Origin of the sequence: Luteococcus sp. Sow4_B9 (assembly GCF_052116585.1) — a bacterium.
GTDB lineage: Bacteria > Actinomycetota > Actinomycetes > Propionibacteriales > Propionibacteriaceae > Luteococcus.
Map to the genome: position 1 here is coordinate 1 of NZ_JBQKKT010000017.1, position 19,206 is coordinate 19,206.

Annotated in this window: 19 protein-coding genes; 9 read left to right on the plus strand and 10 right to left on the minus strand. The window is 67.5% G+C overall.

Going from position 1 to position 19,206, the window contains the following annotated elements; all coding sequences use genetic code 11:
• Positions 1-327: 327 nt before the first annotated feature.
• Complete coding sequence (locus ACTQ49_RS10680) at positions 328-1,239, minus strand: DUF2382 domain-containing protein (protein WP_441827826.1); 912 nt, start codon at positions 1,237-1,239, stop codon at positions 328-330.
• Positions 1,240-1,548: 309 nt separating this feature from the next.
• Here ACTQ49_RS10680 and ACTQ49_RS10685 point away from each other — a divergent pair, with 309 nt between their 5' ends.
• A complete protein-coding gene (locus ACTQ49_RS10685; RefSeq protein ID WP_441827827.1) occupies positions 1,549-2,112 on the plus strand; it encodes a hypothetical protein in 564 nt (187 codons plus the stop codon).
• A 48-nt stretch (positions 2,113-2,160) separates the two neighbouring features.
• Here ACTQ49_RS10685 and ACTQ49_RS10690 read toward each other — a convergent pair whose 3' ends face one another.
• A complete protein-coding gene (locus ACTQ49_RS10690; protein WP_441827828.1) occupies positions 2,161-2,481 on the minus strand; it encodes a hypothetical protein in 321 nt (106 codons plus the stop codon).
• Positions 2,482-2,547: 66 nt separating this feature from the next.
• Here ACTQ49_RS10690 and ACTQ49_RS10695 point away from each other — a divergent pair, with 66 nt between their 5' ends.
• Positions 2,548-3,741, plus strand: a complete 1,194-nt coding sequence (locus ACTQ49_RS10695) for an MFS transporter (protein WP_441827829.1) — start codon at positions 2,548-2,550, stop codon at positions 3,739-3,741.
• Here the strand turns inward: ACTQ49_RS10695 and ACTQ49_RS10700 are convergent.
• The 3 genes from ACTQ49_RS10700 to ACTQ49_RS10710 all read right to left on the minus strand — a co-directional run bounded on the left by ACTQ49_RS10700 (position 3,738) and on the right by ACTQ49_RS10710 (position 6,095).
• Positions 3,738-4,526: an ABC transporter permease gene (locus ACTQ49_RS10700; protein WP_441827830.1), complete on the minus strand. Its 789-nt coding sequence runs from the start codon at positions 4,524-4,526 to the stop codon at positions 3,738-3,740. The two genes, ACTQ49_RS10695 and ACTQ49_RS10700, sit on opposite strands and share 4 nt — an antisense overlap.
• 9 nt (positions 4,527-4,535) lie before the next feature.
• A complete protein-coding gene (modA, locus tag ACTQ49_RS10705; protein WP_441827831.1) occupies positions 4,536-5,378 on the minus strand; it encodes a molybdate ABC transporter substrate-binding protein in 843 nt (280 codons plus the stop codon).
• Between the two features lie 135 nt (positions 5,379-5,513).
• Positions 5,514-6,095, minus strand: a complete 582-nt coding sequence (locus ACTQ49_RS10710) for a sigma-70 family RNA polymerase sigma factor (protein ID WP_441827832.1) — start codon at positions 6,093-6,095, stop codon at positions 5,514-5,516.
• A 6-nt stretch (positions 6,096-6,101) separates the two neighbouring features.
• On the opposite strand from ACTQ49_RS10710, the gene ACTQ49_RS10715 reads away from it, so the two are divergent.
• Positions 6,102-6,446, plus strand: coding sequence for a zf-HC2 domain-containing protein (locus ACTQ49_RS10715; RefSeq protein ID WP_441827833.1), 345 nt, complete (start codon positions 6,102-6,104; stop codon positions 6,444-6,446).
• Positions 6,447-6,469: 23 nt separating this feature from the next.
• Here ACTQ49_RS10715 and ACTQ49_RS10720 read toward each other — a convergent pair whose 3' ends face one another.
• The 4 genes from ACTQ49_RS10720 to ACTQ49_RS10735 all read right to left on the minus strand — a co-directional run bounded on the left by ACTQ49_RS10720 (position 6,470) and on the right by ACTQ49_RS10735 (position 11,530).
• Positions 6,470-7,270 (minus strand): Cof-type HAD-IIB family hydrolase, encoded by an 801-nt coding sequence (locus tag ACTQ49_RS10720; protein ID WP_441827834.1) that lies wholly within the window; start codon positions 7,268-7,270, stop codon positions 6,470-6,472.
• A gap of 51 nt (positions 7,271-7,321) precedes the next feature.
• Positions 7,322-9,985, minus strand: coding sequence for a valine--tRNA ligase (gene valS / locus ACTQ49_RS10725; RefSeq protein WP_441827835.1), 2,664 nt, complete (start codon positions 9,983-9,985; stop codon positions 7,322-7,324).
• Between the two features lie 148 nt (positions 9,986-10,133).
• Positions 10,134-10,946, minus strand: coding sequence for a DsbA family protein (locus ACTQ49_RS10730; protein WP_441827836.1), 813 nt, complete (start codon positions 10,944-10,946; stop codon positions 10,134-10,136).
• Positions 10,943-11,530, minus strand: coding sequence for a MauE/DoxX family redox-associated membrane protein (locus tag ACTQ49_RS10735; RefSeq protein ID WP_441827837.1), 588 nt, complete (start codon positions 11,528-11,530; stop codon positions 10,943-10,945). The genes ACTQ49_RS10730 and ACTQ49_RS10735 overlap by 4 nt, the downstream gene beginning before the upstream one ends.
• A gap of 129 nt (positions 11,531-11,659) precedes the next feature.
• On the opposite strand from ACTQ49_RS10735, the gene ACTQ49_RS10740 reads away from it, so the two are divergent.
• The 5 genes from ACTQ49_RS10740 to ACTQ49_RS10760 all read left to right on the plus strand — a co-directional run bounded on the left by ACTQ49_RS10740 (position 11,660) and on the right by ACTQ49_RS10760 (position 17,048).
• Complete coding sequence (locus ACTQ49_RS10740) at positions 11,660-13,066, plus strand: bifunctional folylpolyglutamate synthase/dihydrofolate synthase (RefSeq protein WP_441827838.1); 1,407 nt, start codon at positions 11,660-11,662, stop codon at positions 13,064-13,066.
• On the plus strand, positions 13,063-13,413 hold the full coding sequence (locus ACTQ49_RS10745) for a DUF4233 domain-containing protein (RefSeq protein ID WP_441827839.1): 351 nt from the start codon (positions 13,063-13,065) through the stop codon (positions 13,411-13,413). Before ACTQ49_RS10740 ends, ACTQ49_RS10745 begins: the two co-directional genes overlap by 4 nt.
• A 52-nt stretch (positions 13,414-13,465) precedes the next feature.
• Positions 13,466-13,888, plus strand: coding sequence for a nucleoside-diphosphate kinase (gene ndk / locus ACTQ49_RS10750; RefSeq protein ID WP_441827840.1), 423 nt, complete (start codon positions 13,466-13,468; stop codon positions 13,886-13,888).
• Positions 13,885-15,012, plus strand: a complete 1,128-nt coding sequence (locus ACTQ49_RS10755; protein ID WP_441827841.1) for a CPBP family intramembrane glutamic endopeptidase — start codon at positions 13,885-13,887, stop codon at positions 15,010-15,012. The genes ndk and ACTQ49_RS10755 overlap by 4 nt, the downstream gene beginning before the upstream one ends.
• Before the next feature lie 83 nt (positions 15,013-15,095).
• Entirely contained in the window at positions 15,096-17,048 is a 1,953-nt protein-coding gene (locus ACTQ49_RS10760) for a TIGR03960 family B12-binding radical SAM protein (protein WP_441827842.1), read from the plus strand.
• Between the two features lie 97 nt (positions 17,049-17,145).
• Here the strand turns inward: ACTQ49_RS10760 and ACTQ49_RS10765 are convergent, their stop codons facing one another.
• Entirely contained in the window at positions 17,146-18,282 is a 1,137-nt protein-coding gene (locus tag ACTQ49_RS10765) for a hypothetical protein (protein ID WP_441827843.1), read from the minus strand.
• Positions 18,283-18,463: 181 nt separating this feature from the next.
• On the opposite strand from ACTQ49_RS10765, the gene ACTQ49_RS10770 reads away from it, so the two are divergent.
• Positions 18,464-19,189 (plus strand): TIGR03936 family radical SAM-associated protein, encoded by a 726-nt coding sequence (locus ACTQ49_RS10770; RefSeq protein WP_441827844.1) that lies wholly within the window; start codon positions 18,464-18,466, stop codon positions 19,187-19,189.
• The last annotated feature ends 17 nt before the right edge of the window (positions 19,190-19,206 follow it).

The window sequence follows — 19,206 nt, forward strand, 5'->3', positions numbered from 1 at the left end:
CGCCGACAAAACGCATGAACGCCACGAAGGCAAACACCCTACGAGTCAGACGACTGGTGATCAGGATCCAACCACCGCGACACATCGCGGTGCCACCACCCTGACACTGAGTTCCACCCTAGTGGCAGGACCAAACCGTTCCTCGGCCGCCTGCTGTGCCGAAATCCTGGGTGCGGGCAGATCCTGGGTGCGGGCAGATCCTGGGTGCGGGCACAGCACGAGGCCCCGAGCCGTCAGGCTCGGGGCCTCGTCCACCCCACGTGGAAACACTCATCGAACGCTCACGCGCTCAGTGTTGCTGCAACCAATGCTGCTGCGACGGTTGGATCAACCGATCTTGCCGTCATTGTCGCGGTCCAGGCCGTCCTTGACCTTGTCGGCCACGCTGCGATCATCGCGGCCGGCGACGGTGCGCTCGTCACGCACGTCACCCTCGACCTCGATGCGCTCCTTGGCGACATCGTCGGTCACGGTCTGGTTCTCGGTCACGGTCTCCTTGCCGACGCTGACCTTCTCCACGCCAACGGTCTCCTTGGAGACGACGGGGCGCTCTTCGTGCAGGACGACCTCGGTCTCGCCCTCCTCGAGGCGGGCGCCGTCAACGGCCTCGCCGTCGGCGATCGGGGTGCGCTCGACGCGCAGCTCCTCGCGGCTCACCGGCACCTGCACGCTCTGCTGCTCGTGCACGACGTGCTTGCGGATGTGGACGCGGCCGGTCTCGACCTGCTCCTTGCCGACATTGAGGCGCTCCTCGTGACGCACGATGTCGCCCTCGGCCAGGTTGGCGTCGCGATCAACGCCGACACGGTCGCGATCAATGTCGCCGGCGGCGGCGGTGCCAGCCGCGGCGGCCTGCGTGCGATCAACGTCGGTACGCTCGGTCTCCACGCGGTCACGGCCCTGGTAGGCGGTGAGGTTCTGCTCGATGGAGTAGTAGCGGTAGAGCTCCTGCTCCTCGGCCTCGGTGATGTGGCCCTCGGGATCGATGCTCGGGGCACCCTTGATCTGGTCCTTGGTGTACGGCACGTGGATCTCGCCGTTCTGGACATTCTCGCCTCGCAGCGGCACGAAGGTCTCCTTCATGCCGAACAGGCCGGTGCGCACGGTGACCCACTCGGGGCGGCCGGTGGCGTCATCCAGGTAGACCTGGCCCACATCGCCCACCTTGTTGCCCTGCGAATCGACGACGACGCCGTAGTAGCGGTCGTAGTCGTACGTGGTGTTGGTGCTGTCAGTCATGATTACTTCCTTTTCCGGCCCCGGAAGGCCTGAACTGGGTTGATCGTCTGTGCTCCGGACACCAACGACGCTAGCCACTCGAAATTCCCCGTGCCAACAGATTTCGCCCAGAGAGTGCACGCTGCGCTGGCGGCGAAATTCACCGTCCTGAAGATGCGTCGATCACACCCAGAAGGGGGTGGTGCGTGGAACGAGGATGTGTTGTGTGCGGCCGGAACGTGTGGGTTCGTCACTCGTCCCGGTGGAGGTAGGATCATCTGGCCCCGTAGCCGTTGGGGCACAGAGGCGCAGGGGATGCAGGGGGAGCAGATGCCGGTACGGGACAGCGGGGACTTCGTCGATCAGGTGAGCGCCGTCAAGGCCTGGGCCCAGGCCGCCCACGAGGTGTTGATGGAGGCCGCGGCCCGTCAGACCACGGTGGAGTACGCAGCGCTGGCCCGCCAGGTCCAGCAGCGTTCCGGTATCTTGACCAAGCAACCCACGTCCAAGTGGATCGGCCCGCTCCTGGGCATGATCGCGCGCAAGTGCCATGCGGAGGGGCTGCCGCTCTTGACGGCGCTGGCCGTGCGTCGCGATGGCTCGGTGGGTCTCGCCCATGACGAGATCCTCCGATTCGCCAAGATCCCGGTGGTCTTCGAGGACCGGGAGGAGCACGCCCTCGAGCAGCGGCGGCTCTGTTATCAGAAGTGGGGCGGAAGCCCGGTGCAGTCGGCTGCGCCGGCCCGGACCACCACCGTCGTCGGCAAGGTGCCCGCCGCCAGGAAGACCGCCGCACGCAAGACTGCCGCCAAGAAGGAACCGCTGCAGGGCAATACCTGCCCGTCGTGTTTCATGCAGATGTCGCTGACGGGCGTCTGCGACAACTGCGACTGACCAAAGCGGCATCGCTGGCCGGGCCGGCCCACGCCTGAGCCCCCGAGGTCAGCGAGCGGGGTCTGGCAGTGCCAGCCACCGGCCGCCCTGGCGTCGCAGGATCCACTCACGGCCGATCAGCGCCACGCGGTCGACGGCTTCGTGGGCGGCGGCCGTGGCCATCCGCGCCAGTTCGACCTCTTCCGCGTCGGAGCTGTCCGGCACGGTGAAGCGAACCGTGATCCGCGGCGTCTGCGCAATGACGTCGATCTGGCGGTCATCGACGTGGAAGTTCTCACCGATCGCCTCGACGGCGCCGTCCAAGACAGCCTCTGGCCGGTGGCCTGGCCTCAGGCCGAGGATCTCCATCTGCACTCTGTAACTGGGCACGCAGCAGACTCTAGGGGGAGCACCTGACAGAAACTGCTTTCCTACCGAGCGGTATAACATCATCCAGTGATTTCTCCCGCCACCAGGAAGGCCCGCAACGCCACTCTCCTGGTCTTTGCGATGAACGGCGTCAACTTTGCCTCCTGGGCCTCCCGTATCCCAGAGGTCAAGGACGGCTTGGGGCTCACGGCCGGTGAGCTGGGCACGGTCCTGCTGGCCATCTCCGCCGGATCCATGCTCGGTCTACCCGCCAGCGGACACCTCACCCACCGCGTCGGGGCGGCCAAGGCCGTCATGACCGGGGTGGTCTTCTCCGTGGCCGGGGTGCTCACAGCGGCCCTGGCAGTCGACGTGTGGGCATCCGTGCCGGTGCTGATGCTCGGCCTGTTCCTCGTCGGACTGGGGATGGGCATCTGGGATGTGGCGATGAACCTGCAGGGCACGGTGGTGGAGCACCACGGAGGGCGTGCGATCATGCCGTGGTTCCACGCGGCCTTCAGCGGCGGCACGGTCCTGGCCGCCCTGATGGGGGCCGCGGTCTCTGCGGCAGGCATCCCGATCCTGGCCCACCTGGCGGTGGTGCAGGTGCTCGTGGCGGCGGTCTGCCTCGGTCAGGTGCGGAAATTCCTGACCCCCGCCCCGGAAGCCGAACGTGTCGTCGACGACCCGGCGCCGTCGCCAACGCCCCGTGGCTCGGCGTGGACCGAGCCGCGCACCGTGCTGATCGGCGTCGTCACGTTGGCGGCAGGCTTCACCGAGGGCACGGCGAACGACTGGATGGCCGTGGCTTTCGTGGAGGGGCACCACCTCCCGCACTGGGCCGGTGTCCTGGCACTGGCGGTCTTCCTCAGCTCGATGACCGCGGGGCGCATCCTGGGCACTGGTCTGCTGGACCGGCACGGCCGCGTGGCGGTACTTCGGTCCCTGCTTGCCCTGGCCGCCGCAGGCTGCCTGCTGGTGGTCTTCGGGGGAGTGTGGGGTGCCTTCGTCGGTGCAGTGCTGTGGGGGCTGGGTGCCAGCCTCGGCTTCCCCGTCGGCATGTCCGCCGCGGCCGACGATCCCGCCCGAGCTCCGCAGCGGATCAGCGTCGTCTCGACGATCGGCTACCTGTCCTTCCTGGCGGGGCCGCCACTGCTGGGCTGGTTGGGTGACCACGTGGGCGTGCTGCGTGCGCTGCTGGCAGTGGGTGCGATGCTCGTGCTCGCCTTCTTCGTCGCCCCGGCAACAGCGCCCGAACAGCACCCCGCTCGGGCGCTCTAGGAGTCCTCGACGGCCCGGTCCACCCAGGCCAGCGCTGCCAGGACCAGGATGCTGGTGGCCATCAGCACGAAGGCCAATGCCACCGCGATGTCCACATTGCTCTCGAAGCCGATGAAGATGGCCAAGGGCATGGTCTGCGTGACGCCCTCACGGTTGCCGGCGAAGAAGATGGTGGCCCCGAACTCGCCGAGTGCCCGGGCCCAGGCCAGCACGAGGCCGCTCACCAGTGCTGGGCCAGCGGCGGGCACCATGATGTGCCGGAAGAGCTGAGGTTCGTTGGCGCCGTCAACCCGGGCTGCCTCCCGGATCTCGCGGGCGATGGCGGTGAAGCCCACCCGTGCGGCGCGGACGAAGAAGGGCCCGGCGACGAAGACCTGACTCAGCACGACCGCGGTGGTGGTGAATGGAATGGTGATGCCGAGCAGCTCCAACGGTTGGCCCAACAGTCCATTGCGGCCGAAGACCTCCAGCAGCGCGATGCCCGCCACCATCGGCGGCAGGACGATCGGCAGGTCCACCAGGAGATTGATGGCACGGGCCCACCGCCCGGGGAGGCAGGCGAGCAGGTAGGCGAGTGGAGTTCCGGTGACGATGATGGCGAGCATGCTGACCAGGGTCGTTACCACGGACAGGCGGATCGCCTGGCGTACGGACGGTTCGCGCAGCGTCGTCCAGAGGTCGCCCGTCAGCGCCACCCAGGCCAGGCCCGCCAGCGGGATGGCCAGCAGACCCAGCAGCAGGGTAGCGGGGGCCCAGAAGGGCCACAGGTCACGGGGTCGGGTCACCGCCAGAGACTACTTGGCGGGAGGCAGGAAGCCGGCCTCGGTCAGCACGTCATGCCCCTCGCCGCTGGACAGGAAGTCGACGAAGCCCTGGGCAGCCGTCGGATTCTTGCCTGCGGTGACCACGGCCGTGGAGATGGGCAGCATCGCGTTCTGCTCCTCCGGAATGGCAACCGTCGTCAGCCCCTTGTCCTTCGCGGCCTTCGTCACGTCGGTGGCGAAGACGATGCCGGCATCGGCCTCACCCATGGAGACCTTGGTGACGATCGGCTGCACGCCCATCTCACGGGAGGCGACATTGGCCATCACCTTGGCGGTGAACCCGGGCTGCTGCTTCTCGATCTTCGCGAAGGCCTTGTCGGTGACCTTCCAGATGGGGAGGGTCTCGGCGCCCAGCAGGACCTTGGTTCCCGGCTTGGTGAGGTCCGTGACGGCTGTCACGCCAGCGGGATTCTTGGGGGCGACGACGATGGTCAGGGCCGTTCGTCCGAGCTGGGTGACGGTGGTGCCGTCCACCAGGCCCTTGTCCGCCGTGGTGGCCATGTCATCGGGATTGGCGGCGATCCACACGTCGGGGGTGGCACCCTTGGCCAGCTGCTCACGCTGGATCGGGGTGTGGCCCACCTCGAAGGTCACCGTTCCGAGCCCAGCCTGTTCGTAGGCAGCGGCGATGGGCTTGGTCAGTGCGGCCAGAGCGCCGGGCGCATAGACGAGCACGTCACCCTTCGTGGGGGCAGCGCCGGAGGCGGCCGGCGAGCTCGGGCTCGGCGTGGTGGCATCGCCCGCTCCGGTGCTGCTGCAGGCAACAAGGGGCAGGACGGCGAGTGCGGCGAGCGCTGCGCGGCGGTTCGACATGTGGGTGGCTCCTGTCAGGGTGAAATGTGCGTCACAGGACAGGTCGGCCCGCAGGGGCAAAGAGTTCCCCCGCTGTGGTGAAGTTCACTTCCGCCGGGCACTGGGCGAAGGCCCGCCCTGGGGATCACGCGAGGATCAGCCCGCCAGGGTGGTCGCCTCGTCCGTCTCGGTGCAGGCCTGGACGAGCTCTGCACGGGCCCGGGCAACCCTCGAACGAATGGTGCCGATCCGCACCCCGCAGATCTCGGCTGCCTGCTCATAGGTCACGCCCAGCACCTGCGTCAGCACGAAGGCCTCGCGACGATCGGGCCCGAGCATGGCGATGAGGGCCTCCAGCTCCACCTGATTGCTGATGTCGTCAGTCGCCGACCCGTGGCCGCTCATCCACTCCGGGGGGCGGGGGGTCTGTGGCCGCGACATCTCGTGGCGCACCTGGTCGGCAACGACGCGTCGGGCGATGGTCAGCAACCAGGCGCGGGCCGGGGCACGGCCCTGGTAGGAGGGCAGGGAGTCCATGGCGCGCAGATAGGTGTCCTGGGTCAGGTCATCGGCCACGTCGACGCTCGCCAGGTGGGCAATGAAACGCCACACGTCGGCCTGGGTGAGGCGGATGAACTCGCCCAATGCGGGACGGTCGCCTGCCCCCGCGCGGAGTGCCAACGCGGAGACGCGCTCGTCGAGTTCGGCGCGTCCTGCGGGCTTCACGCGCTGGACCATGGGGCGATGTTATCGCCACGGCGACGGGTGGGTTACGCTGCCGCCATGGAGTGCTGCCAGACGGAACAGTGGCGGGCAGCCCTGTCGGCGATCATCGACGGGGAGGATCCCGCGATTCCCCGCGTGCAGGTGGACGAGCACCTGGCCCAGTGTGCTGCGTGCTCCGAGTGGTTCGACCGCGCCCAGCAGCAGGCCGTCGGCGTTCGTGCCCTGCCCGGGCCTCGCCACGACCTGACCGACATGCTCATCGGAGTCACCGAGGCGCACATCTGCTCCTGCCACACCGGCGGCCAGTGCGAATGCACCAACTGTGCCTGCCCGACGTGCACCTGCCACGACGTCGCCAGCTGACCCAGCGCCAGGCGTCTGCGGGGTCACAACCCCAGCAGTTGCTCCACCACCTGCATCACTCCGGACTCGGCACCGCTCGGGGCTCGGTACCGGGCCGCATCGATGGCCTGCTGCTGGGCGCCGCCCATCGCGTAGCTGTGGCCCGCTGCCGCCAGCATCTCGACATCATTGCCGGAGTCGCCAAAGGCGACCAGCTCGTCGAAGCTGCGGCCCCAACGCTCGAGCAGGTGGGACAGGCCAAAGGCCTTGTGCCGGCCCGGGACGATGAGGTCCATGCCCTGGTGCCCGGTGGTGACGGGCACCAGCGCACCGTCGAGCCGTTCGGACAGCTCGGCGGCGATCCGGTCGGCCTGCCCGTCGCGGGTGACCAGGGCAAACTTGCTGACCGGCCCGTCGATCTCGTGCAGGCTGCCGACACTGACCAGGTTCTCGTAGGCGCTGCTCATCAGCACCCGCATTCGGTCTGGTACCTCGCCCGCCATCCAGCCACCTTGGGGGCCGCTGGCGACGGCGCGGATCTCCGGGTGGTCGTCGATCAAGGCGACGACCTTCTGGACCACGTCGTCGTCGAGGATGGCGGCGTAGACCTGCTGGTGATTGCGGTCCACGACCATTGAGCCGTTGTCCCCGACGAAGGCGAGGCGTTCCGGCGCGTCGAACATGGTGCGCATGCTCAGGTATTGCCGTCCGCTGGCGATCACGACGCGGATGTCGCGTTCCTCGCAGGCGGCGAGCATCCGTGCGAAGCGGGGGCGGTCGTAGTCGAGTTGCGGGGTGAACAGGGTGCCGTCCAGATCGATGGCAACGGTGGTGATGTCATTCACTGGACGGCTCCCTGCTGGTACGCGACTGTGTGACTCGAGCCTACCGGGCGGTCAGCTCTTCGGCTGCTTGACCGCAGGCTCACCCAGTTCCACCGCGACGGTGGTGGGGCCGTCATTCTTGACCCACAACACCTCTCCGGTGATCCGGCCGACGGCACGCAGATCGCCCTCGGCCGCCTGCAGACCCTCGATCGCCGACTGCTGGCCACAGAACTGGGCTCGCTCGATCTCGGTCTTCATGCTGACCTTCGCTTCGCTCTTGGCCCCACGCAGGGCGATGAGGACCGTGGCAAGTTCGTCGAGCAGCTCGGGCTGGCCGCCCTCGGGAAGCTCGTCGACGGTGGGCCACGCGGCCTGGTGCACCGAGCCCTCGGCGAACCAGCTCCACACCTCTTCGGTGACGAAGGGCAGGAAGGGGGCGAACAGACGCAGCATCACGTCGAGCGCGAGGCGCAGCGCTGCCTGGGCGGAGGCCGCGGCCTCGTCGCCCTGCGCGCCGTAGGCACGCTCCTTGACGGTCTCCAGGTAGTCGTCGCAGAAGCCCCAGAAGAAGGCCTCCGTGGCTTCGAGGGCTCCGGTGTAGTCGAACCTTTCGAAGCTCTCGGTGGCTGTGGTCACCACCTGGGCCAGACTGGCGAGCATCGCCAGGTCCAGGGCGTTCGTGATCTCACCCTTGCCGTCACCACTCATGCCCAGTACGAACTTGGAGGCGTTGAGGACCTTCATGGCCAGACGGCGACCCACCTTCATCTGGGTCTCGTCGAAGGGAGAGTCCATGCCGGGACGGGCCATGGCCGCGCGCCAGCGCACCGCGTCGGCGCCGAACTTGTCCAGGATCTCGGTGGGCACCACGACATTGCCCTTGGACTTGCTCATCTTCTTGCGATCGGGGTCCGTGACGAAGCCCGAGATGGTGGCGCGCTTCCAGGGGAGCTCGCCGTGCTCCAGCTGCGAGCGCACCACGCGGCTGAACAGCCAGGTGCGAATGATGTCGTGGGCCTGGGGAGCCATGTCCATCGGGAAGGTGAGGTTGAACAGCTCCTCGTCACGCTCCCAACCGCAGACGATCTGCGGGCTCAGCGAGCTGGTGGCCCAGGTGTCCATCACGTCGGGATCGGCGATGAAGCCGCCCGGCACTCCACGCTGGGACTCGTCGAAGCCCGGGGGGCACTGGCTGGCAGGGTCCACCGGCAGGCTGGCCGCGTCGGCGACGATCGGCTCGTCGGTCATCGGCTCGCCCTCCCCGTCCAGCTTGTACCAGACCGGGAAGGGGACCCCGAAGAAGCGCTGGCGGCTGACCAACCAGTCGCCGTTGAGGCCGTTGACCCAGTTGGAGTAGCGGTGCTTCATGTGCTCCGGCGTCCACGCCAGCTGCTCGCCGCGCTCCAGCAGCACCTTCTTCAGGTCCTCGTCGCGCCCGCCATTGGTGATGTACCACTGGCGGGTGGAGACGATCTCGAGCGGCTTGTCGCCCTTCTCGTAGAAGTTCGCCATGCGCTGGGTCGGCTTGGGCTCGCCGTCCATGTCACCGGTCTCGGCCAGCTTCTCGACGATGTTCTTGCGCGCCGTGAAGGTGGTCTTCGTGGCCATCTGCTCGGCGTAGAAGGCGGTGTTGACCAACCATTCGGGGGTCTCGGCCTGCAGCCGACCATCGCGGTTGATGATGGTGCGCATCGGCAGCTGCAGCTCGCGCCACCAGATCACGTCGGTCAGGTCACCGAAGGTGCAGCACATGGCGATGCCAGCGCCCTTGTCCTTTTCGGCCGCCGCGTGGGCCAGGACCGGGATCTCCACGCCGAAGACGGGGGAGGTGACGGTCTTGCCGAACAGTGGCTGGTAGCGCTCGTCGTCCGGGTGCGCGATCAGGGCGCAGACCGACGGCAGCAGCTCCGGGCGGGTGGTCTCGATCCAGACCTTGCCATTGGCGAAGAGTTCGGCGTCCAGGCCCTCGGTGCTGGCCAAGTCGAAGCCGATCCGGTGGTAGGCGCCGGGGTAGTCACGGGCCTCCAGCTCGGCCTGGGCGACGGCGGTCTGGAAGGTGACGTCCCACATGGTGGGGGCCTCGGACAGGTAGGCCTCGCCCCGCTCCAGGTTCTTCAGGAAGGCCAGCTGCGCGGTGCGCTGGGACTCGTCGCTGATGGTGGCGTAGAGGGTGTCCCAGTCCACCGACAGGCCCAGGGTGCGCCACAGGTCCTCGAAGACCTTCTCGTCCACCTGGGTCAGCTCGTGGCACAGCTCGATGAAGTTGCGGCGGCTGATCGGCACCTGCTTCTTCGGATCCGGCTTGGCCGGGGGAGTGAAGTCGGGGTCGTAGGCGATCGACGGGTCGCAGCGCACGCCGTAGTAGTTCTGCACGCGGCGCTCGGTGGGCAGGCCGTTGTCATCCCAGCCCATCGGGTAGAAGACCTGCTTGCCGGTCATCCGCTGGTAGCGGGCGATGGTGTCCGTGTGGGTGTAGCTGAACACGTGGCCCACGTGCAGCGAACCCGAGACGGTGGGCGGCGGGGTGTCGATCGAGAAGACCTGGGCACGGGCGGCCACCCTGCTTGCAGGGTTGGCCCAGTCATCGCACGTGGGGCGCTGGAAGGCGTAGGTCTTGTCCTGAGCCCACTGCGCGGCCCACTTCTTCTCGAGGCCCTCCAGGACGGGCTTGTCCGGTACCTGACCCGGCGTCGGGACAGCTGCGGACACGGTGCTGGAGGGATCTGTAGTCATGGCCGCGATTCTAGTGAGTGCCACCGACACTCTGCGAACCGACGAGCGGGGGCGCTCGCCTTCCCGGGGGAATGATGATGCCCCGTGGACGGGGTCCACGGGGCATCAGCGTTCAGGTCCAGCCACTGGGCTGGGGGGTGTCAGCGGGTCAGCTGGCGGCCAGCTTCTTGATCGCCTCCAGCAGAGACTCAGAGCTCTGGCCGATGGTCTGAAGGTCCAGGTCCTTGCCGTTGACGCGGTAGGTGGGGGTGCTGTCCACATTGGCCTCGGCTGCCTTGGTGTTGACCGTCTCGACGAAGGCCTCGGTGGTCTTGTCGTCGAAGCACTTCTGGAAGGCGGTCAGCTTGTCACCGGTGATCCCCACCTGCTGGGGGAGCTGGTCGCGCAGCAGGGCATCGGGGTACGCGTCCTCGCCGCGCGTCTCCGTCTTGGGCTGCTTTTCGTAGATCGCGTCGTGGAAGGCCTTGTAGGCACCGGCATTGTCGGCACACGCGGCAGCCACGGCGGACTTGGTGGAGTCGTCATTGAGCAGGTTGCTCTCCATGAAGGTCATGGTGCGGTATTCCAGGCTGACCTCGCCCTTCTCGACGAGCGGATCCAGCAGCGGGGCCAAAGCCCCAGCGACCGACTTGCAATAGGGACACTGGTAGTCTTGGTAGACCTCGAGCACCGGTGCGCCCTCCTTGGCCTTGCCCGGGTTCATGACGATGCCGGTGTTGTCCGTCGCGGCGTTGACGGGGCGACCTGCTCCGGACAGCTGCTCGGTCTTGGCCTGCCTGTCCCTGATCAGCACCGTAGCGACCACGGCCACCAGCGCCAGCGCCAGGACCGCGGCCGCGATGCCGATGGCCTTCATGGTCTTCTGGCGCTTGGCCTCGGCCTCCTGCTGCTGGCGCAGCATCTCCCGGCGGCTCGCGCTGCCGTTGGCCGCGCTGGCGCCGGTGCTCTTCTTCTTGCTCATCGGGTCTTGTCCTCTCTGACGAGGTCAGCCTCGTCAGTGTCGAAGTCGGTCTCGTCGAAGTTCTCGGTGTGGTCAAAGGTCAGGGGTGCCAGTGGCCCGAAGAGCCGGCCATCCAGCGAGAAGGGCGTGCGCGGGCGCCAGGTGAGCCAGGCGCCGCAGGCCAGGAAGCCCAGGTCTCGAATGATCTCCTGCAGGTACTTGGGGTTCTCCGTCTCGCCGCCCTGGCTGAAACAGCCGCAGTCGATGCTGAGGCCGCGTGCCCAGGCACTCGCGATGGCTGCGATGAAGACGGCCATGGTCAGGGCGCCGATCAGACCGCTGATCCGGGTGAACAGTCCGACGATCAACAGCAGGCCCAGGATGATCTCGAAGAAGGGTAGCGAATAGCCGATCACTCGCTCCACGGAGTAGGGGAGCCACTCGATGCGGTACGCGCGAACCGAGAGCACATTGCCCTCCAGGTTGCCCACCTTGGTGAGTCCTGCGTAGAGGAGCGCGCCGCCGAGGATGAGGCGGCAGACGAGGCCGACCCAGTCCTTCCAGCCGTTGCCGACCGTGGCGTCGGTGGTTCCATTTTCAATCACCTGGTCATCATACCTTTGGGGAATCGTGCTGCCGTTGAATGACGCGGTCGAGAGACCTGCTCTGCGCACCCCTAGCCTGCCATGTGTGCCCAAGGGCCGCGGGGTGCCACCCGGTAGGCTTGCCGCACCATGAACATGCCCCACACCCCGAGCAGCCACGAACAGATCGTCGAGCAGCTGATGGGCCGTTGGCCCGAACATCGGATCGCCCCCTCGTTGGGCCGTGTCCAGGCCCTGTGCGACCTGCTCGGCAGCCCCGAGAAGTCCGCCCCGGTCATCCAGATCGCGGGCACCAATGGCAAGGGCAGCACGGCGATCATGATCGACGCCCTGCTGAGGGCGGACGGGCTGCGGACGGGGCGCTTCAGCAGTCCCCACCTGATGGACGTCACCGAGCGGATCTGCATCGACGGCGAGCCCATCAGCCATGAGCGTTTCGACGAGCTGTGGGCCGACATCCGTCCCTATGTGGAGATGGTCGACGCGCAGCAGATCGACGGGGTCACCATGACCTTCTTCGAGGTCATCACCTGCCTGGCCTATGCAGCCTTTGCCGACGCACCTGTCGACGTGATGGTGATCGAGGTCGGTCTGGGCGGCACCTGGGATGCCACCAGCGTCTGCGAGCCACAGGTGAGCGTCGTCTGCCCGGTGGATCTGGACCACACCCACATCTTGGGCGACACGATCCGCGACATCGCCACGGAGAAGGCCGGGATCATCAAGCCGGGCACGACGGCGGTGCTCGCCGCGCAGCACCCGGACGCCGCCGAGGTGCTCACCGAGCGCGCTTCGGACGTGGGTGCCCGGATGGTGCTGGAGGGGCGCGACTTCGCGCTGCTGGAGCGGGTGCGGGCGGTGGGCGGTCAGCTGCTGCGCCTGCAGGGCGCGGAGGGGCCGGTGGGCGACGTGCACCTGCCGCTGCACGGTGTTCACATGGCCCAGAACGCCGCACTGGCGATGGCCGCAGTGGAGGCGCTCCTGGGAGGCCGCGCCCTCAACCCGGAAGTGGTGGTGGACGGTTTTGCGGCCGTCGAGGCACCCGCCCGCCTGGAGCTGGTGCGCACCTCTCCGCCGGTGCTCCTGGACACCTGCCACAATCCGCACGGTGCCCGGGCCACGATGGCCGCCTTCGCCGAGAACTTCAGCTTCACCCCGGCCATCGGCGTGGTGGCGATGATGGGGGACAAGGACGTGGACGAGGTGCTGCGCATCCTTGGCGAGCACCTGACGACCCTGGTGTGCACGACGGTGTCCTCGACCGATCGTGGACTGGGCGTCGAGGCCCTGGCCGAACGCGCCGGCGGGATCGTGGGGGAGGATCGGGTTCGTACGGCCCCCGATGTCGCGAGCGCGCTGGAGCTGGCCGTCGCGCTGGCCGACGAGGAACCAGGTGGCGGCGTGCTGGTGGCCGGTTCGGTGATCCTGGCCGGTGAAGCCCGTACCATCCTCAAGTCCCACGAGCCCCGGGAGACGGAGCTCGACCGGGCCAGCCTTCGCACCCCCTTTGATCTGGACGGAGACAACCAGTGGTGAACCTGCGGCTCGGGCCACAGAACCCGATGAACAAGACGATGGTGATGATCCTCGCCTTCGAGGTGATCGTCTTCGGGCTGGGCTTTCCCGGCATGATCATGATCACCAAGTCACCGCTGGGCATCTCCCTGGCGGCGACGATCGTCGCGAGCCTGTTGGCCATCGGCGCGGCCGCCACCCTGCGTCGTCCGATCGGCTACCCTCTGGGCTGGCTGACGCAGCTGGCGGGCATCCTGTTGGGTCTCCTGACTCCTTGGATGTATGCCATGGGCGGTATCTTCGCCGCCATCTGGGTGGTCTCCTTCCTGATGGGGCGCAAGATCGAGACGAGCCAGACAGCCGTCTGAACCGTCAACCCTCGTCTGCTTGTAGGCCCTCGTCTGCTTGTAGGCTCAGGGCATGACGACTGAACGCACTCTGGTCCTGCTCAAGCCCGACGCCGTGGCCCGTGGCCTGATCGGCGAGATCATTCGCCGCTACGAGGCGAAGGGGCTGACCGTCGCCGCGATGGAGCTTCGCATCGCCGACGCCGAGACCGCACAGCAGCACTACGCCGAGCACGTCGGGCGCGAGTACTACCCGGGCCTGGAGGAGTTCATCACCTCCGGTCCGCTGGTGGCACTGGTCCTGGAAGGCGAGCGGGCCATCGAGGCCGTCCGCAGCATCAATGGCACCACCGACAGCGCCGTGGCCGCTCCCGGCACCATCCGCGGCGACCTTTCGCTCTTCAAGAACCGCAACCTGGTGCACGCCTCGGATGCGCCGGAGAGCGCCGCGAAGGAGATCGCGATCTGGTTCCCCGAGCTCGCAGCGGCCCAGTGACGTACCCCGTCGACGAGCCGATGGGCCAGCCCACCACCTCCGGTGCGGCTGGCCCCGCTGCGTCCCGGCTGCCCATGCCGTCGGTCCCCATGCCGCGCGTGGCGCTGCCCGTCCAGGAGAGGGAGTACCACCACTTCTGGCGCACGCCGCTGCTGCGCTGGTGGCGCCCGGTGCTGGCCGTCGTGCTGGGAGTGTTCATCTTCCTGGTACTGACCGTCCTGGCGAGCATGGTCGCCGTGGGGCTGGACATGGCCACGGGGCGCACGGACGTCTCGGACCTGCAGACCTCGTCGGACAGCATCACGGTCACCCCGGCGCTCTTCCTGGCCAACAACATCTCCTTGGCCCTGCTGATCCCGCTGTCGATGCTGCTGTCCGCCTGGCTGTTCAAGCAGCGCCGTGGCTGGCTGGCGAGCGTCACCGGCCGGATGCGCTGGGGCTGGATGGGGCGCTGCTTCCTGGCGCTGACGCCATTGTGGGTGCTCTATCTGGGCTTCGACCTGTGGATGACGGTGCGCTCCGGTCAAGATCTGGGTCTGCACGTGAACAAGGACACCTGGCTGCTGTTGGTGGGGATCCTGCTCACCACGCCCTTCCAGGCCGCCGGGGAGGAGTACGCCTTTCGCGGCCTGCTCAACCGCAGCGCCGCCAGCCTGGTGCCGCACCGCACCGTGGCCCTGGTGGTGGGCGCCGTCTTCAGCTCGGGGCTGTTCATGCTTGCCCATGGCGCCGGCGACGTGTGGCTCAACATCTTCTACTTCTGCTTCGGCATGATCGCCTGCGGCATGACCTGGCGCACCGGCGGCATCGAGGCTGCCATCGCCATGCACGTGATCAACAATGTGCTCAGCGAACTCGTCATGCCATTCAGTGACATCTCGGGCATCTTCGACCGTCAGGCGGGAACTGCCGACGCCACCGTCCTGGTGGGAGTCATCGTGCCGCTCATCGGCTGGTTCCTGGTGGAGCGGATGGCTCGGCGCCAGCAGGTGCAGGTCAGTGCCGCTCCGGGGCGCGACCACCAGCAGCAACTGGACCAGCAGTTGGCCACCTGGCAACAGCAGGTGATGGCCTGGGAGCAGCAGCAGGCGCAGCGGCATGCACCCGGGCCCGGGACGGTGTGAGCAGCGCCATCTGAGGCGGGGCGGGCGAGCGGTGCGGTCTGAATTCTTCCTGCGGTGTACAGCTCAACTACGCTTGTTGCACCATGACGAATGACCTCAGCAGCAGCGAGCCCGGAGCACCCGAGAGCCTCTTCAACCTCCTCGAGCCACTCCTGGCCCAGGTGAACAAGCCCATCCAGTACGTCGGCGGCGAGCACAACAGCGTCGTCAAGGACTGGGACGCCGCGGCCGTGCGCTGGTGCCTGATGTACCCCGACGCCTACGAGGTGGGCCAGCCGAACCAGGGCGTCGCCATCTTGTACGAGATCCTCAACGAGCGCGACTGGATCCTGGCCGAGCGCAGCTACGCCATCTGGCCGGACCTGGAGAAGCTGATGCGTGAGCGGGAAATTCCGCAGTTCACGCTCGACGCGCACCGCCCGGTCGGCTCCTTCGATGTCCTGGGCCTGAGCTTCTCCACCGAGCTCACCTACACCAACATGCTCAACTCGCTGGATCTGGCCGGGATTCCCGTGCACAACACCGAGCGGCGCGAGCATGACCCGATCGTCCTGGCGGGTGGGCATGCGGCCTTCAACCCGGAACCGATCGCGGACTTCATCGACGCGGCCATCCTGGGCGACGGTGAGGAGGCCTCGCTGCTGGTCAGTGACATCATCCGCGAGTGGAAGCAGGAGGGTCGCCCCGACGGTCGCGACGGGCTGCTGATGCGGCTGGCCTCCACCGGGGCCGTCTACGTCCCCAAGTTCTATGACGTGACCTACCTGCCCGACGGGCGGATCCAGCGCGTCGCTCCCAACCGCCCAGGCGTGCCCTTCCAGGTGCGCAAGCACACGTTGATGGACCTGGACCAGTGGCCCTACCCGAAGAAGCCTCTGGTGCCGCTCGCCGAGACGGTGCACGAGCGCTACTCGGTGGAGATCTTCCGCGGCTGCACGCGTGGCTGCCGCTTCTGCCAGGCTGGCATGATCACCCGCCCGGTGCGTGAGCGCAATATCGAGACCATCGGGGAGATGGTGGCCGGTGGTCTGGAGGCGACGGGTCTGGAGGAGGTCGGACTGCTGAGCCTCAGCTCGGCTGACCACTCCGAGATCGCGGAGGTCACCAAGCAGCTGGCCGACCGCTATGAGGGCAGCAATGTCTCGCTCTCACTTCCGAGCACGCGCGTCGACGCCTTCAACATCGACCTGGCCAATGAGCTGTCCCGCAATGGGCGGCGCTCGGGCCTGACCTTCGCCCCCGAGGGCGGCAGCGAGCGGATGCGTCAGGTCATCAACAAGCAGGTCAGCGAGGACGACCTGATCAACACCGTGGCCACGGCCTTCGGCAATGGCTGGCGCCAGGTGAAGCTGTACTTCATGTGCGGTCTTCCCACCGAGACCGACGAGGACGTGCTGGCGATCGCGGGCATGGCCCGTCGGGTGATCGAGACCGGCCGCAAGGTGGCCGGTACCCGGGACATCCGCTGCACGATCTCGATCGGTGGCTTCGTCCCCAAGAGCCACACTCCCTTCCAGTGGGCCGGCCAGGCCTCCCCGGAGACCATCGACCACCGCCTGCAGCTGCTGCGCGAGGCGGTGCGGGCCGACAAGCAGTTCGGCAAGGCGATCGGCATGCGCTACCACGACGGAAAGCCGGGCCAGATCGAGGGTCTGCTGAGCCGCGGCGATCGTCGCGTCGGCAAGATCATCGAGGCCGTCTGGCGTGACGGTGGCCACTTCGACGGGTGGAGCGAGCACTTCAGCTACGACCGCTGGGTTGCGTGCGCCGAGAGCGCCCTGGCCGACGATCCCGTCGATCTGGCCTGGTACACCACCCGCGAGCGCGACTACGACGAGGTGCTGCCCTGGGACCACCTGGATTCCGGCCTGGACCGCGACTGGCTCTGGGAGGACTGGCAGGATGCCCTGGACGGCGGAGACGTCGAGGACTGCCGCTGGACTCCCTGCTATGACTGCGGCGTCTGCCCCCAGATGGACACCGAGATCCAGATCGGCCCCACCGGGCGCAATCTGATCCCGCTCAGCGTCGTCTGACGAATCCGACACGAGAACGGTCGGGCCCCGTGACTGGGGCCCGACCGTTTCGTTGGTGGTTCGGCAGAGTTGGTCGCTCAGCTCTGAGGAGTTGGGGTCAGCGCATGCGATCCAGGGCGACGGCCGAGCGCACCTGCTGGCCGCGGTTGACGGTGCCACCCGCCAGTACCGTGGACCTGCCCGTCGCCAGGTCATGGCTGCGCAGGTCTCGCATGCCGCCCTCACACCCGTCACCGGTCCAGTAGGGAATCCGGGTGCCGGTGACTGCCAGGGCTCCCGATCCCTGACCCCCAACCGGGAGGCTGCTGAGCCGGGTGCCGTTGACCCTGGCCAGCGCGGGGGTGCCGCAGCCGCTCACCCTGGCCACCACCTGTCCCTTCGGAGTGCCCCAGAGATCTTGGTAGCCGAGCTCGTGGGCCACACCCTTGATGGGCAGCTTACCGGTCAGCAAGACTGGCTTGCCGCCGCGCAGGTCATAGCGGAAGACCTGGGCCGAATAGGGGGCACGACTGGACATGCACACGGCGGTGAACTGCCGGGTGCTGGTCCAGTGCTGGGCCGAGCACATCCGGTAGCCCGCGGGATTCGCGAGCGTTCGGACGAAGGCACCGCCATTGCCGTTGACCTGCAGTTGTGCCCGGGAGTTCTGGGAGACAAGGAAGAGCCCGTCGGGCGAGGGGGACATGTAGTTGGCATTCGCGGTGCGGGCATAGGTGGCCTTGACCGTACCGGTGAGAGTGGTTCGCTTGATCCAACCAGTGTTGGGCACGCCCTGGTCCATGGTGCGCACCAGCAGTGCGGTGCCACTGGGCTGGGTGAAACGCACATGGGCCGCGTCGCTGGCCGGACCGCCCACGACGCTCGCTCGACGGGTGCGCAGGTCGAAGACGCGGTAGACCGTCTTCTGGTTCACCACGTCGACGTAGAGCACACGGCGCCCGTCATTGCTGACGTCCACAACAGCAGCCCGGGAGCTGACGCGAGCGACGACCTGCTGCTTGCCGGTGGGGGAGACCAGAACCATCTGCTGGGCCGCCGCGGGCTTGGCGGTGGGGCCCATGGTGATGACGGTCCATCCGGGGCCGGGGGTCGCAGTGGTGACGGCAGGCTGCCGTGCGACGTTGGCGCCGGAGATGGGCGATGCGAGCGCGGGTCCGCTGGTGCCCAGGGCCGGGCAAGAGGCGGCGATGGCCAGGGTGGACAGGGTGGCGGCGAGTCGACGAGTGGTGTTCATGATGACCTCCGGGTGAGTGGGTCAACGGCGCTGTCTGCGTCGTGTCACTCGGTCTACGCTGGGGGAGGCCGGCAGGGTTGCCCCCTTCCACTGAGACTTCCCGCTGTTTTCGCCAAGGGATTCTTGGCATGCCAGAAGGTGGGTTTTCCGCTGGAGGAGTGGCACCGGGTATCGTCGTGGGGTGGCACGACAGCAACCCGAACAGCAGGCTCCGCCGGCCCTGTGGCTCCGAGTCCAGTACTCGAAGAGTGGACCGGCCCGCTTCACGAGCACCCGTGACTTCGGTCGCGCGTTCGAGCGCGCCCTGAGGCGCGCGCACGTGCCGATGGCCTACTCGTCCGGTTTCAACCCACATCCACGCATCTCCTATGCGAATGCCTCGCCGACGGGCGCCGCCACCCATGGTGAGTACCTGGAGATCGGTCTGAACCAGGTGGTGGAAGCCGCGGAGATTCGTGACCGTCTCCGCGCTGCGATGCCTCCGGGGCTGGAGATCGTCGAGGTGGTGAAGTCTGACCGGAGCTCCCTGACGGAGGTGCTGACCGCATCACGGTGGCGGGTTGAGCTGGACCCCGTCGGCGAGGGTGACATCGACCAGGCGAGCCTGGAACGGGCCGTGGAGGCACTGATGACATCGCCCTCGCACGAGGTGAGTCGGATGACGAAGACGGGCCTTCGAACCTTCGACGTGCGAGAAGCCATCGTGGAGATGTCGGTCACCGGACCGGCGACGCTGGAAATCCTGAGCAGACACACGACGCCACTGGTGCGTCCGGATGACGTCGTGCGGGCCCTACGCCAGCTGGAGCCTGGACTGGACAGTGCCCGGCCGCCCATGCTGACGCGTTTGGAGCAGGGCACCCTGGACGGCTCCGAGCTGCGCAGTGTCATGGGCGTCGACGCCTGACCTGTGTGTTCCCGGTG